9 protein-coding genes are annotated in these 13,951 nt (G+C 56.7%); 5 read left to right on the forward strand and 4 right to left on the reverse strand.

Going from position 1 to position 13,951, the window contains the following annotated elements; all coding sequences use genetic code 11:
• The first annotated feature begins 360 nt into the window (after positions 1-360).
• Positions 361-3,660, forward strand: a complete 3,300-nt coding sequence (locus H5P30_RS15620; protein ID WP_185693843.1) for a hypothetical protein — start codon at positions 361-363, stop codon at positions 3,658-3,660.
• Between the two features lie 33 nt (positions 3,661-3,693).
• Entirely contained in the window at positions 3,694-4,704 is a 1,011-nt protein-coding gene (locus H5P30_RS15625; protein WP_185693844.1) for a Gfo/Idh/MocA family protein, read from the forward strand.
• A gap of 259 nt (positions 4,705-4,963) precedes the next feature.
• On the opposite strand, the gene H5P30_RS15630 is transcribed toward H5P30_RS15625, so the two are convergent.
• From H5P30_RS15630 to H5P30_RS15645, 4 genes are all read right to left on the reverse strand, one after another.
• On the reverse strand, positions 4,964-5,722 hold the full coding sequence (locus H5P30_RS15630) for an HpcH/HpaI aldolase family protein (RefSeq protein ID WP_185693845.1): 759 nt from the start codon (positions 5,720-5,722) through the stop codon (positions 4,964-4,966).
• Between the two features lie 307 nt (positions 5,723-6,029).
• On the reverse strand, positions 6,030-8,318 hold the full coding sequence (locus H5P30_RS15635) for a glycoside hydrolase family 95 protein (RefSeq protein ID WP_185693846.1): 2,289 nt from the start codon (positions 8,316-8,318) through the stop codon (positions 6,030-6,032).
• A gap of 321 nt (positions 8,319-8,639) precedes the next feature.
• Complete coding sequence (locus H5P30_RS15640; RefSeq protein WP_185693847.1) at positions 8,640-9,911, reverse strand: FAD-dependent oxidoreductase; 1,272 nt, start codon at positions 9,909-9,911, stop codon at positions 8,640-8,642.
• A 13-nt stretch (positions 9,912-9,924) separates the two neighbouring features.
• On the reverse strand, positions 9,925-11,715 hold the full coding sequence (locus H5P30_RS15645) for a family 78 glycoside hydrolase catalytic domain (RefSeq protein WP_281388085.1): 1,791 nt from the start codon (positions 11,713-11,715) through the stop codon (positions 9,925-9,927).
• 169 nt (positions 11,716-11,884) lie between these two features.
• On the opposite strand from H5P30_RS15645, the gene H5P30_RS15650 reads away from it, so the two are divergent.
• The 3 genes from H5P30_RS15650 to H5P30_RS15660 are packed head-to-tail and all read left to right on the forward strand — an operon-like array spanning position 11,885 to position 13,576.
• The gene (locus tag H5P30_RS15650) at positions 11,885-12,172 is read left to right on the forward strand and encodes a hypothetical protein (protein WP_185693849.1); all 288 of its coding nucleotides are present in this window, start codon (positions 11,885-11,887) and stop codon (positions 12,170-12,172) included.
• 21 nt (positions 12,173-12,193) lie between these two features.
• Positions 12,194-12,856: an SGNH/GDSL hydrolase family protein gene (locus tag H5P30_RS15655; protein WP_185693850.1), complete on the forward strand. Its 663-nt coding sequence runs from the start codon at positions 12,194-12,196 to the stop codon at positions 12,854-12,856.
• Between the two features lie 33 nt (positions 12,857-12,889).
• Positions 12,890-13,576: a polysaccharide deacetylase family protein gene (locus H5P30_RS15660; RefSeq protein ID WP_185693851.1), complete on the forward strand. Its 687-nt coding sequence runs from the start codon at positions 12,890-12,892 to the stop codon at positions 13,574-13,576.
• Positions 13,577-13,951: the final 375 nt, after the last annotated feature.

Raw genomic sequence — 13,951 nt, forward strand, 5'->3', positions numbered from 1 at the left:
AGCTGAAGCATCGCGCTACTAGCGCCGAGGCGCACTAATGGATTAACTCGATGCCATTGATTCTTTGCGCCGCACGCTTGGGAGGGCAACTGTCTCAGTTGCCGCCTGCTTGATGCTCAGAATATTTGAAAATGAGCCAAACATAGGTGCTCTTAACGAAAATTAGAGCGACTTTGATCTGTGCAATGGCATTGAGCGAAAGACATCGCACTTCGGGCTGAGGGGCAGTGAGACGCTAGCTGAAGCATCGCGCTACGGATCTGAGGGGCAGAGGGAGAGCTAATATTGGCGTCGATTCGGATATAGAATAATAAGGAATAACAATTGACGGAGAAGTACTTGCTGCCCATCGTAGCTCTCATGAAGTTCCCCTATTTCTCGGTAGTTGTTTTCTGTGTTCTGAGTCAATTTTCGCTTCTCGGTAAGGAGATTGTCCTGAGGGATCCAATAGGGACGGAGTGGTCGGGTGCCTTAATCGGTGAGCCCATCACCTTTGCTTCTGGAGAAGTAGCCTCTGGGGATCCGCAGATTCGAGTTCTTGGTCCTGATCAGAAGCCAATCCTAAGTCAGGTGAGCGATGTCCAAAAACATCCGGACGGTTCGTTGGCGAGCGGCAAGGTTTGGTTCATGGCCGACGTGCCGGCGGACGGGGAAGCCCGTTATCAGGTGGTGCCGGGAGAGCCGTTTTCCGGGAAGGAGGGCTCTCAGGTCAGTGTCGAGCGTGGCGAAGGCGAAGCAACGCTGTGGACGGCCGGGAAAGCTCACGGCGGCGTGCGGATTCTCCTGGGAGAGAAAACCTATGCCGAACCGATTGAAATGAGTGGGAACGAAGCGCCCATCCGCAGTCTGATCCTTCCTTCGGGGAAGTCGGTGGGAGCATCGGGGATCCACGCTCCGGCCCGCCTCAAGTCTTGGAGATCCGAGATTGTGGAAGAGGGCCCGCTTTTCATTCGTGCCCGGTTGGCCTACCAATTTGAGGTGGACCCCGGCTATTGGACGATGGAGATTACGGTCAGTGCCGATACTCCGATGATGGAGGTATGGGAGAAATTTCACACTGGCGAAAGTGAGGCTTCGTTTCGAGACTTTGATCGGTTCTTTACCCTAGCTTTGGAAGGGGAAAACTACCAGCCGACTCAGGGCTGGTTTACCGGAACACCGCGCAACCCGGCGTATGCCGACTTGCTCAAGCGCTCTGCGCCTCCGGCCTGGGTGGAAACCGGCGCACTGCCCAAGCAAGCCAACTGGCTGGGCAGTCCGGTCAACGGCTATACTCTCTCGAACCAACCCGATCTGACGGAGTACGGGCTGACCGGTTGGCCGACCAACATTCCGAATGTGGGCACGTTTTATCAGGTGGTGCAACCGGGAGGCATTGCCATCGGATTTGCCGGAATCAACCCGATGTCTTGGAAGGATCCCATTGCCCTCCGGATGGGAACCAATGCCCAGGGGCAAATGGAGGTCCGTCTCGCGTTGCAAAAGTTTACCCAGGACTGGAATACGGATGGGTTCGGGGGAGGAAGTCCCAACTACACCGGAGTGACCGAAGGGGTGCCCCAAGGCACCTCCTGGCGGTGTTATGGTATTCTCATCACCGAGGCAGTGGAGGACAAAGAGAACCAACTCGACGCCCTCATGACGGCCGCGGTGACATTGAGCGGAGACTCATTGGACAAAATTCGCCATTGGGTTTTCGAGTGGCCGGACCCGTTGACTCCGGACCAATTGGGAACTCAAAGCTCGCCGGAGGCAGAGACTGCCCTCACCACGATGCGACAGCGTCGGGACCTTCATCAGCTGGCCGGACCCTATGCGACTTTTTCGATGGCGAATCACTCGGGATTTGCGAAGCGCGTGTTCCCGCTTCTTGAACCCGTCGTCAAAGATCCGAGCCTGACCACGCCGGAAGAACGCGCGGAGTTGCGGCGGCTTTTTGCCTACGAGGCCTACCGCCAGAATTCCGGCGCTTCCTTTCCCTATGGTGCCGGTTTTCATCTCAACAATCCGAACATGACGATCATGGCGGTGGAGTCGCAGGCTCGTAGCGTCGGCTTGGTTCCCGGCCATCCGGCGGTGCCGGAGTGGCAAAAAGCCCAGCTTGCCCTCATGGAGGGATTTTTTCGGCGATTCACCTTTCCCAACGGAGTGCCCTTCGAAAATCCCCACTATATATTGGATGTGACCTTGGACTGGGCCGCCATCGCCAATTCGGCGCTGATGGAAGCCAACATTGGCGATGCGTTTGATGATCCGCTCTTCAAGAAAACCATCGAGTTCCTGCCCAACTGGCTCACTCCGCCCGATGCCCGGTTTCTCGGCCACCGGGTAGTTCTGCCGCTGGGGAACGGTTCCTATCAGTCGGTCTCCCCGTCCTTCATCAAACAATATGTGGAGTATTATAAAACGAGGGATCCCGAGCTTGCGGAAGAAATTCAATGGTTTGGCAATGCCACGTTGCCCGAGAACAAGCAGGTCAAAATCATGCCCAAGGAAACGCCTCCCGACTTGAAAAGCACTTGGTGGAAGGACTACGGTGTAGCCTTCCGGCACGGGTTCGGCACCGAGTATGAGACCCTCATGTTTCTGCTCGCGGGCAAGGCCCTGGGCCACCACGAAATCGAATCGGATCAGATGGCCTACACGTTGTATGCCAAGGGACAGCCCATTCATCTACACTTTGGGAATGGCTATTTTCCCATCTTCAACCGGCCCTGGTTGAGAAACCGGATTTCTTTCGATAGGAAGATGGAGGCCTTCGAACGTGACAGGATCGAAGTGGAATGGGCCAGCTTCCAGCCCGCTGCCGACTATTTTCGAGCGGTCCGGGAAGTGGATCTGCTGAAGGAGCGAGGAGCGGAGTATCCCAAGTTGAATGAGAAAGGCAGGTGGACGGATGAGGAGAAGGCCGACAACCGCCACTATGCGACGAGTGAAGGAGAACTAATTCCGCTCACCGTCTGGACCCGGCAGATGGCTTTTCTGAAAGATCAAGATCCGGCGGGTCCAAACTATTTTGTCCTCCGGGACAGTTTTGGCGGAGAACCGACCAAGCCGACCGATCTGAATCTCTGGTTTCTCGCCAACGGCATGGAGAAGGAATCCAACTACCTCCATTTCGACGGTCAGGTGAACGTGGATATGGATGTGTTCATCAATACCCCCGAAGACCCGGAGATCACCACAGATCGTTATGGACATGTCCAGCAACCCTACAATCGTCTGGTGGGGTTCGATCCTCAGTATCATCCCGGCGGAAAGCTGGGCGAGTATCAGGAGCTGTTGCGGATCTCGCAGGGACCGGGGGAAGACTATATGGTCGTTCTTTACCCACGGCTGAAAGGCAAGGACCCGGCGGCGAAGTTCACCCGCCTCGATCCCGAGACCGTGCGGGTGGAAACCGAGCTTTCCACCGATGTGGTTTTTCTTGGAACGGAACCCCGAGAGATTTCGGGAGAAGACTGGAGGTTTACCGGCGGGGCCTTTGCCATACGTTTCTATCGGGATGGCCGCTTGGCTTTGGTGAATTTTGAGGGTGCCTGCGCTGGGAAACTGGGCGAACAGGATATCGCCGGAGAAGGTGCATTTACCGTTACCCTCCAAGACGGGCAAGCCACGGTGACCGAGTTAGGCGAGGACGCCCGTGTGGAACTCCAATAGGACTTGGCCCGGAAGGAGATACTCTCGCGAGTGATGAAATCAAAAGTTGGACTGATGGGTTGTGGCACGGTGGCTGGCTATGGACATATACCGGCCATCCTCGAAGTACCGGACCTGGAGTTGGTCGCTCTCTATGATCCGACAGAAAGTCGATTGCAGGCCATGCAGGAGCGGTACGCGATTCCCCATGCCTTTAGCAATTTGGATGACTTCTTTGCCTCGGGAATCGAGGCGGTCACCATCACTTCGCCCGCTCCCTGCCATCGGGACAATGTCATCGACTGTGCCCGGCACCAGCTTCCCGTGCTGTGTGAAAAACCTTTGGCCATGGACCGGGCCGAGGGAGAGGAAATGGTTGCCGCCATGCGAGCCGCTGGTCTCACGCTCTACACGGGATTTTGCTATCGTTTTAGCCCCTCCGCCCTCAAAATCCGGGAACTGGTCCGGGCCGGGGCAATTGGTGCGGTGCGATCGCTCCGGTTGATCTACAACTGGAGTATGGCCGGAAAATACATGGAGGTTCCCGGCGGGGGAAAAAGGATTCATCAACGCCGCGAAGCCCGCATGCTCGAAGGCGGCCACATGGTGGACTGCGGGACTCATCAGATTGATTTGGCCCAGTTCTGGCTCGGATCCCCAGTGGTGCGCTATGCCGGGCAGGGGGCCTGGGTGGACGAGTTCGAAGCTCCCGACCACATGTGGCTGCACCTCGACCATGCCAACGGAGCCCATACCATGGTCGAGATGAGTTATTCGTATACCCATACATCGGCCCGGAAATGCTCCCTCTTTACCTATGAATTGATTGGAACGGAAGGGATCCTGCGCTACGACCGTGATAGTAAGAGTTTCACCATGGAGAATGGGGCTGGGCATCACGATTTTCCCTGGCACCCGGAGAAAGAGTTCCGGGGGATGTATCGGGAATGGGCTCGGGCATTGCGGTCTGGGAAGTCCGACTTGCTTACCTCAGGCGAGGAGGGAATAAGGGTGGCGGACATCGCACGATCCGCGACGGAGTCCGTGATTCGGGACAGACTTTAGGTGTTATTCTGGAGTCGGGCGTATTTCCGATTCCTGCTTGAAAGCGGTGCTACGGGGGAATGCTAGCCTCGGCGTATGGATCGGAGGTGGATCAAAGGCGGAGCAGGAGGCGTGAATCCGCTGGACTGTCCGGATGGTTCAAGGTAGCGGCCCTTGAGCGAATCCTACTCGTATTCGGTCTTTCGATTAGGATTACGATTATCGCGGCACCCAGATTTATGGTCCACCTCGATGCTTTTTTGGGGGGTCGACCGCGTTCTCAGGCTTTGATCTGTTGGCTCAGGGATTGGCAGGCACCCATCAAGATGCCGACATCAACGGCGTAGCAGACGTAGTGAATACCCATCTCTTTGTATTTGAGGGCGGTTTCGACGGACTCGACGAAGGTGCCGACGGGAATGCCTATTTTTGCGCAGGTTTCGGCCACCTTCTTTAGGGCATGCAGCACTTCGGGTGATTCGGTTTGGCCGGTCATACCGAGTGACTGCGAGAGGTCGTAGACGCCGACGAAGATCATGTTCACTCCGGAGATCTCAAGGATGGAATTCAAATTGTTAAGACCTTCGGTGCCTTCGACTTGGGCAATCACGGTGATCTCGGTCGAGTCATTGAAGTAGGTCTGCTTCTCGGTCGAGCTATGATCAGCTGCGCGGACATAGCGGCAAACGCCCCGGTGCCCTCTAGGGGCAAAGTGGGCCGCTTTAACGGCCTTCTGCGCATCTGCGGCGCAGTTGACGTGGGGGATTTGCACGACGCGTGCCCCCAAGTCGAGTGCTTGGCCGATTTGATCGGAGCGCAGGCAGCGCACGACTGCGGTGGTGTTCGAGCACTCGCAAGCACGGATGAGATTGCCCAAGGTGGTTACGTCATTGGGACCATGCTCGAGGTCGAGGATGATAAAGTCCATTCCTCCCATCCCGATGGCTTCGATCATGTTGGGATCGGAAGTCTTGGAAAAGGGACCGAGCAGGGCCTGCGATTGCAGTTTCCGGTGAAAAGGGGGCAAGGACTCATTCATGAGGGTTTTGGGGGTAGAACTTCACTGGCCTTGGCGTTTGCCACGGATGAAAGAGGTGGAGGTTGAAAGGCCGAAGGTCAAGAAAGACTAGAATATTAAGGAATAAAAACGGTGTAATTCCTAATCGCAGTCCTACTCGTAATCTTAATCTTCTTATGCCGAGAGTTAACTTTCTCTGGCAGGATGTGGTAATCGGAGCTGGTTCCGGCCCAATCTGCCTCTCCGACCTTTCCATCGTGGGCCGCAGCAAGCTGCGACTACAACAGCGGCACTTCGTTTCTATCGAAAAAGTGAAGAATGGGTATAATCACGCGGCCGGTGGGGGTTCGAAGACGAACCGCATCGATTCACCGGGCTTGTATTTCCAGCGAAAGCTTGCGGCAGGCGGATTTCCGTTTCCGGAGAAGAGTTGGGGATTTCCCGACCGGAACACGCTTTCTCCCGTGGCGGTGGCGCGCATCTCTGCGGAACGGAGGCGGCCGTCGATCCAGGTGAGGTCCGCTTCGAGGCCGCCCCTCGCCCGGAGCCCGCGCACACTCCCGGAGGGCCATCCATCCGGTAAGGCGGGCAGCCATACTATTTCGCCTGCATGCGATTGCAGGAGCATCTCGCAAACGCCGGCACAGGCTCCGAAATTTCCGTCGATCTGAAACGGGGGATGATTGTCGAAAAGATTGGGTAGGGTCGATGTGCGCAGCAATTCGACAAGGTGCTGGCGGGCGGCATTCCCGTCGTGAAGCCGTGCGTAGAAATTAACGAGCCATGCCCGGCTCCAGCCTGTATGGGCGCCTCCGTGAGCGAGTCGGGATTCCAGCGAACGCCGCGCGGCCGCCGCCAGCTCCGGGGTTTTATCCGGATTAATTTGTGTCCCGGGATAGAGGGCAAAAAGATGTGAGATGTGCCGGTGGCCGGGCTCAATTTCTTCAAACGGCTCACGCCATTCCAGTAAACGTCCATCGTCGCCGATCCGGTCCGGCGAAAGTCGGGGGAGGGCATCGGTCAACCGATCGCGAAACCCATCGAATACCCCAAGAATGTCGCAGGCCTCCATGGCTGCGGAGAAGAGTTCCCGGCAGATCTGTGTATCCATGGCTGCGCCGACACACAGGAAAGCCTCACGCCCGTCCGGCAAGCGGTATCCGTTCTCGGGAGAGGAAGAGGGGACAGTTACCAGAGTGCCATCCGGCAGCGGGACCAAATAATCGAGCAGAAACTCAGCGGCTTCTTTTATCAGAGGAAAGGCCCGCTCTTTCAGAAAGGTGGGGTCCTGACGGAACTGCCAATGCTCCCAGGCGTGGAGGACGATCCAAGCGCCCCCCATGGGCCAAAGCCCGCATCGATAGTTGTCCGCGGGAGCCGTAAAACCCCAGATGTCCGTCAAATGATGGAGGACGAATCCGCCGCAGCCATAGTGCTCCCGGGCCGTGTGGCGACCGGACTCGACCAACGACTCCAGTAAATCAAAGAGTGGCTCGTGGCACTCCCCCAGATGGGCCGGTTCTGCGGGCCAGTAGTTCATCTGCAGGTTGATGTTGAAATGGTAGTCGCTGTTCCAGGCGGGCCGGAGATGCGCATTCCATTTTCCCTGGAGATTTGCGGGCAGGCTGCCCGGTCGAGTCGACGAGATGAGCAAATAGCGTCCATAATCAAAGAGCAATTGCTCCAGCCCGATGTCGGTGCCTCCCTCTTTGACGTGCCGGAGACGCCGGTCTGTCGGCCAGTCCGGGTGGGACTCCCCGCCGGAGAGGTCCAGGCTAGCCTTGTCGAAAAGGACGCGGTGAGCGGTTTCGTGGGCGAAGTGGAGCGCGTGGGCGGAACGTCCCTGCACACCGTGCAACCGCTGCCGACAGACCGCGTCGGGATCACAATCCGGCTTCCGGTAGTTGGTCGCCGCCGCCAGGCGCACCTCCACGCGCGAGGCACCGGATAGGGTTAACCCATCGTCCTCCGCGACGAGCTTCCCGTCCGTGATCACAACGGCCACAGCCGCGAAGCGCAAACCGTCATCAATCCGGCCCTGCATCTGAATGCTGCCATCGGAGTTGGCGGTGGTCGACGCATTCTCCGGGCGCGTCATTCGGATGCGGAGATCCGGCCATTTGCCGTCTTCCGCCTGCCACTCATACACCAGCAGATGATCCGGTGCGCTGATCCAGCATTGCCGGGTGAAACGACCGCCGTTGTGCTGGTAGCTGATGCTGGCGGTTGCGGTAGCAAGGTCGAGTTGTCGATGGTAGTTTACGGGGTTTGCGTGTCCATCGACATCGAACCACAAGTCTCCCAAAGTTTGGTAGGGCTTTATGCGATTGGGGCGCCCCATCATTCGCTCCTGAATTCCTTCCTCCGCCGCAACGGGATCCCCGGCAAGGAGGAGGGCTCGGACGTGCTCGAGGTGTTCGCGGGCAAGGGGATTGGTGGCATTCACCGGCCCGCCGGCCCAGAGAGATTCCTCATTGAGCTGCACCCGCTCCTGATCGGTTCCCCCGAAGACCATGGCGGCGAGTCGGGCGTTGCCCAGGGGAAGTGCCTCCTCCCAGACGGAAGCAGGTTCGGAGAACCAGAGAATCGGGCGGGACGGATTAGGCAAAGGGTTCATTTAGGTTTGGGCTGTGTCTTGGATCGAGGGTTTGGAGGAAGTTTTTCGTTTTACGATGTGGTCAATCGGTTCCGATTAGGGAAGGCATTTTCGCGCAAGGCTACGGCGGGCAGGCTGGGGACGCAGAGAGGGTGAATCGAGCTCGATAGGGGAGGGCCATCTATGCAGCGAGCCAACGGCATCATCCTTCGTTCACTATCTATTCGGGACACTATGGTGGACGGGTTGGGCGGACGATAGCTTCTACGGGGAATGGCGCTAATTTTAGCGTCTCACAATGCACCCAAAAATTATCACGGCAAAATTGTGCTGTCTGTTGTTTCAGGCAGGGGATGGAACGACCGCTTGGTGAGAGCGTAAAAGATGGTGCAACTCGGACAGCTTGACCGCTCCTGGCGTCACATCCCCCTGCGCGGCCAAAGCGGCGCAAGCTCCGGCCGCCTGCCCCATCGCCATCGCAGATGCCTGGACACGAAGGGCAGAATTGGCCATCCGGTCACTCGCCACGCTCCGGCCAGCTACCAGCAATCCGTGGCTGTATTTGGGAATCAACGCGCGCAAGGGAATACGAGCGACCACCCCTTCCTCAAGCGGCACCGGCTTCACACCCTCTGCCGTGTGCAGATCAATGGGATAAAAACTGTAGCACACCGAATCAGCAAATTGCCTGCCCGTGCAATAATCGGATTGGGTGATGGAGTATTCCCCCTCGATCCGCCAGGTTTCGCGCACGGCGGTTTCCTGCTGAGCCCGCAGAAGCCTTGCATTTTCACATCCGGGAAGAGTCCGGAACCGCAACAGCCGCAGCATGGATCGCCGCCCCTCGATATTCGCCTTGGTCTGCGAAACACTGGTTGAACCGTCGGCACCGAAAACGTGCTGGGCATTTTCTCCCCCTTTCTGCAGAAAGGAAATGAACCGCCCGCTTTTGGTGGCGAAGTCACCTGCCTTAAGCGCGCCCGTGTTCAATGCATTCTCATATTGTCGCTGGATCGCATCCCCATTGAGGGCACTGACTTCGTAGCCGCCAAACTCAAACATCAGTGTTCCCGGTTGTGTCTCCAACGGATCGCGCAGCCGGGGGAATCCAGCCATGCCAACAACGTCAGCTCCGCCAGTGCAATCAATCAATACTTTACAGTGAATGATTCTCTCGATCCCCGGGCCGACACTTTTTACCTTCCACCCGCCATCGACCGCTTCAATGGAACTCACGAATTCGTAGAAACAGAGATCGACTCCAGCCTCCAGACAGGACTCCTCGGCCAGGGCCGCATAGAGACTGCCGTTGATCCGGATCTGGTGATGCCAATGCCGTTCCGGAATGGTGGAAAAATCGGGCAACTCGCGATCTTCCAGAAGGGCGGTCCGGCGGACGAGGTCCCACCCAATGCCGGAGATGATCTGCTTTCCCCATGCGTGGAACAGGCCGGGAAAGTTTACCCCTCCGGTGGTAGTCACGCCTCCAAGTTGAGAGCCGCGCTCAATGAGGGAAGTCTTAGCCCCTGCTTTCGCACTCTGAATGGCTGCGATCGTGCCGGCGGTGCCTCCCCCCACGACGAGGACTTCAATATGTTCAGGTGTTGGCGTCATAGATGTTACGGGATCAGCAGGTCGGTTTGATCTCTTTCGTTCCTGCAGGAAGCTCCAAGTATGAATCCCGCGGCGAACGGTCATGGCTGCACAGTCCGGAAAGATCGAGCTGGGAGGGGACCGGAGAATCAATCCGCAGGGTCCAGTCTTTCGACGCGGATGCGGACAGCTCGATGCGGATCGGGCCTCGTATCGTCGGCACTGTGGAGCGGATCTGGCGCAGTCTTCCGGGCTGCGGTGCGATCAGTGCCTTGCGGAAGCCGGGCTGGAGTGGACGAGCCCCGACCAGGAAGCGGGGAATGATATTCGCCGGTGCAGCACCCCACGCGTGATTCCAGTCGAGGTTGTTTTTGTAGGGATGGTCCCATGCCTCCATCGTGATGGTCGATCCTGATTTTACCATGTTGAGCCATCCCCGGTCATGCGTGGCAGTCATTAAATCCAGCGCGTCATCAGCAGCGCCAAGCTGATAGCAGGCTTCGAGCAAATATTGTGCTCCGTACACGCTGCACGCCATCCCGCGGGAGCGCAAAAAATCCAGCACACTCACTTCATATCCCGGAGGGATAAGGCCGAGAGCGGCCGGTAACATATTCGCGTGCAACGAAGCATGGTCAGTGTCTTCTCCATCCAGAAAAACTCCTCTTCGGCTATCAAAAAAAAGCTGCTGATAGCGGATTTTTACCTGCTCGTACCTTTCGCGGATTTCGACGGCTTCCCCGCCCAGCCCAAGCATCTCTGCAACCTGCGCGAGCAACCACAGATTCCAAAGATAAAAGGCATTGATCAACGATTTTACCGGCACCATGTCGTAGCCGTCCCGCTCGCCGATCCCGCTATCTGCGAATGACCCCGGCGGCCAGTCAACCAGATCCCGGAGAGGAGGCGGTTCGCCGACGAGGTGCAGCCTGGCAAGCAATTCCGGCGTCACCAACCCGGTCTCCGTGCTGATGATTCCGTCCTCGCGAGCCAGTTCAAAAAGAGCCTTCGTTTTTAACTCCTCATAATAATGCCTGAGCAAATCGTTCCTGCCTGTGTATAGATAATCCGCCCACGCCATCGGCAAAAAGTGCAAAGCCCAGTCTGTCGGCCAAGTCGGGTGATCAATGAGATACTCAATCGTGCGCCTCGCCATTTCATACTCGGCATCCACTCCATAGTGGCAGAGCTGGTTGATGTAGGCGTCTCCCTCGTAGGGGATTCGTTCGCGGTCTCCATCCACGTAGATGCCGCAGAAACTGGTGGCTTTGATGCTATACTTGCAGAGATCCCACACACGATTCAGGGCGTCGTCGTCACATCTGAAATCCGAGGCCGATTCGTCGAAGGGATAGGAAACTTCCAATCGGATCAATTCGCAGGAGAGAAGCGCAGGTCCTTCTTCCGGCTCGACTTCCGCATAACGAAAGGGCAGCACCTCGAATAATTCGGCGGGCATCAAAATTGCCGCCGGTCCCGTATTCCGTGGATCGGCGGGAATCACGATTTGTTCCACATGGCAGCCCTTTGCGATCTTCAATGGGATCGCCCGATACCTGACTGTGCCGGGCGGCTGTCGGTCCACCCTCCCATTCGGATTCAGTTTTTCGCCCAGGTGAAGCGTGAGATTTGTCCCCCGGGATGCTTTGACGCGCAGCCGAACAGTGCCAAAAGCGGCTTTTCCAAAATCAAAAAACCACCCATTATCGGGAAGCCGACATCGGTGATCCGGTGGAGTTTCTTCTACAACCAACGACTTTGCATGAGCAATCACTGCGCTCGATCCTGATATCTCATCTGTCGATGATCGAATCGCACTGAGCATGCGTCAAATAATTACTTCCTATTATACTGGTTAGATGTGGTAGAATCTTTTGGGTAATCAACGAGCTGAAAGGGTGGAGCGCGTCTGATTATCTGGAAATGTTTGCCTCCGCGTAGAAAGTAATCGGCCCCGAGAACCCGATGACTGCGACGCCTTTCGATGAAAATAAATGGGAAAATTTGTGACCTCCGGCGTTTACGGTTTGCTTGAGGACACATCTTGGGACGAGGAATCCCTCATGATCGGCAATGCACCGGCGAATCGAGAAAGAGCGCCGGGCCTCGATTCATCGGCAGTCGCCAAACTCGGATCCTTCGTAGTGGAATACGGGGTACAGCGTGGGCGTTTCGGAATCGATAGCGAGCACTTGGTCAGTTTTCTGCGCGAGCACGCCGGATCGGAGATCACCCTGAGCGTGATTCGAATTTTTAAAATTGTTCCTTTATATTCCGGTTGAAAAGCGGTAGAGTCACCGTCGATGAAGAAAATTCTCTTTCAAGGTGACTCGATCACCCATGCCCATAGGCGGCCGGAGGAGGTCAATCCGGCGTTTCAATTGGGCGGGGGGTTTGCCTTTTTAGTGGCAGCCCGTCTGAGCCGGGATTATTCGGACAACGGTTGGGAGTTTATCAACCAGGGTGAGTGCGGGCACGGAGTCCGTGATTTGGTCAGTCGCTGGGAAGCGGACGCACTCGCACACGCGCCGGATGTCCTTTCTCTTCTCGTTGGGATCAACGATACGGTCAAGGCGATGCGGGGGCACAAGGGGGTGGATGATGTCGAGTTTGCGTCCGCGTATCGACAGCTCTTGGAGGGATTCTCTTCCCCTCCGGTCAGTTTCCTTTTGGAACCTTTTCTTCTGGAGACGGGCGATGTGACTTCGGAGTGGCGGAGTCATATTCGCCCCCGTCAGGAGGCGATCCGGCAGATAGCGGAGGAGAGCGGGCAGGTTTTTGTTCCTTTGCAGGAGCGCTTTGATGAGGTAGCCCGGACTACTCCGGCCGAAAGATGGCTCGTTGATGGTTTCCATCCGACCCACACCGGATTTCAATTGATCGCCGATGCTTGGTTGGAAGCTTTTTCCGGGCGGTTTCCCATGCTGTCGGCTCTTTCGGAAGAAGCCGACGTGGTCGCGCGATGATCGCGTGACAGAGACCCTCAATATCGATTGGTTATGAATAAAATGAAGGTCGTGCAATGCTGGGATGATGGCGTCAATGACGACATCCGGTTGATTGAGATTCTCCGCCGCCATGGCGCGAAGGCTTCCTTTAACCTCAATCCGGCGACCCACCAAGAGAGTCGGTGTGGCGGAATGAGCGAAAGATGGAAGAAGCGCATCGAGCGACTCAGCCGTGGAGAGTTGAATTCCGTCTATGAGGGTTTCACGATCGCGAACCATTCGATGTCCCACCCCCGCGCCACGGGTATCCCGCTGGAGCAATGGCGGGAAGAAGTCGTGGATGCCCGGAAGATGCTGCAGGATTGGTTTCAGCAGCCTATTCGGGGGTTTGTCTACCCTTATGGCAATTACGACGAGGCGACTTCGGAAGTGGTGCGCGAAGCGGGGCACGTTTATGCCCGCACCACTCAAAACGCGACTCCTTGCATGCCGCCCGCGGATCCAATGCAATTTCATCCGAACTGCAAGTTCGACCATTCGAGTTTCTGGGAGATTTACGAGCGGGCGAAGTCTTCCGGGGGCGGTGTCTTCTATTTTTGGGGGCACAGTTTTGAGATGTGCCGGGAAGAGGAATGGGCAGACTTTGATGCCAAAATCGCCCGGATCTCGGCTGATCCGGAGGCGGAGTGGGCGGAGCTGCCGGAGTTGTTTTTGTCGGATTCTAATCGTAATCTCTAAGGATTTCGATCCATGAGCGATTGCTCAAAAGACCCTGTTCGACTCTCTATTTTGCGATTTCTGAGCCTTTTCGCGGCCGTTCCTGATCTCCAAGAATCTCGATACGTCCGTGATTGTCCTCGGGATGTCTTCGAATTTTCGGACTATTGTTCGGGAGCTGGAAGCTCCCAACTACGGTACGCGCTTCGATCCCAATCGTAGCGGGATCTCCCCCAGTCGCGCTGTAGCGGGAGCTTCCAGCTCCTACGCCACTTCGAAATCTCCATTATATTGAATCACGCCAAAGATAGGGAAAAGCCCCGCGGAGCCGGGCGGTGAACCCACCCGGCCACTTATCCGAGAGGCAGTCGCTTTCCGGATAAATCCGGTACTCCA

This window comes from Puniceicoccus vermicola, assembly GCF_014230055.1.
Taxonomy (GTDB): Bacteria; Verrucomicrobiota; Verrucomicrobiia; order Opitutales; family Puniceicoccaceae; genus Puniceicoccus; species Puniceicoccus vermicola.

What these genes read in the sequence shown, in the direction of transcription:
- H5P30_RS15620 (WP_185693843.1), top strand. Translation starts at nt 361, where the DNA reads ATGAAGTTCCCCTATTTCTCGGTAGTTGTTTTCTGTGTTCTGAGTCAA.
- H5P30_RS15625 (WP_185693844.1), top strand. Translation starts at nt 3,694, where the DNA reads ATGAAATCAAAAGTTGGACTGATGGGTTGTGGCACGGTGGCTGGCTAT.
- H5P30_RS15630 (WP_185693845.1), bottom strand. Translation starts at nt 5,722, where the DNA reads ATGAATGAGTCCTTGCCCCCTTTTCACCGGAAACTGCAATCGCAGGCC.
- H5P30_RS15635 (WP_185693846.1), bottom strand. Translation starts at nt 8,318, where the DNA reads ATGAACCCTTTGCCTAATCCGTCCCGCCCGATTCTCTGGTTCTCCGAA.
- H5P30_RS15640 (WP_185693847.1), bottom strand. Translation starts at nt 9,911, where the DNA reads ATGACGCCAACACCTGAACATATTGAAGTCCTCGTCGTGGGGGGAGGC.
- H5P30_RS15645 (WP_281388085.1), bottom strand. Translation starts at nt 11,715, where the DNA reads ATGCTCAGTGCGATTCGATCATCGACAGATGAGATATCAGGATCGAGC.
- H5P30_RS15650 (WP_185693849.1), top strand. Translation starts at nt 11,885, where the DNA reads ATGGGAAAATTTGTGACCTCCGGCGTTTACGGTTTGCTTGAGGACACA.
- H5P30_RS15655 (WP_185693850.1), top strand. Translation starts at nt 12,194, where the DNA reads ATGAAGAAAATTCTCTTTCAAGGTGACTCGATCACCCATGCCCATAGG.
- H5P30_RS15660 (WP_185693851.1), top strand. Translation starts at nt 12,890, where the DNA reads ATGAATAAAATGAAGGTCGTGCAATGCTGGGATGATGGCGTCAATGAC.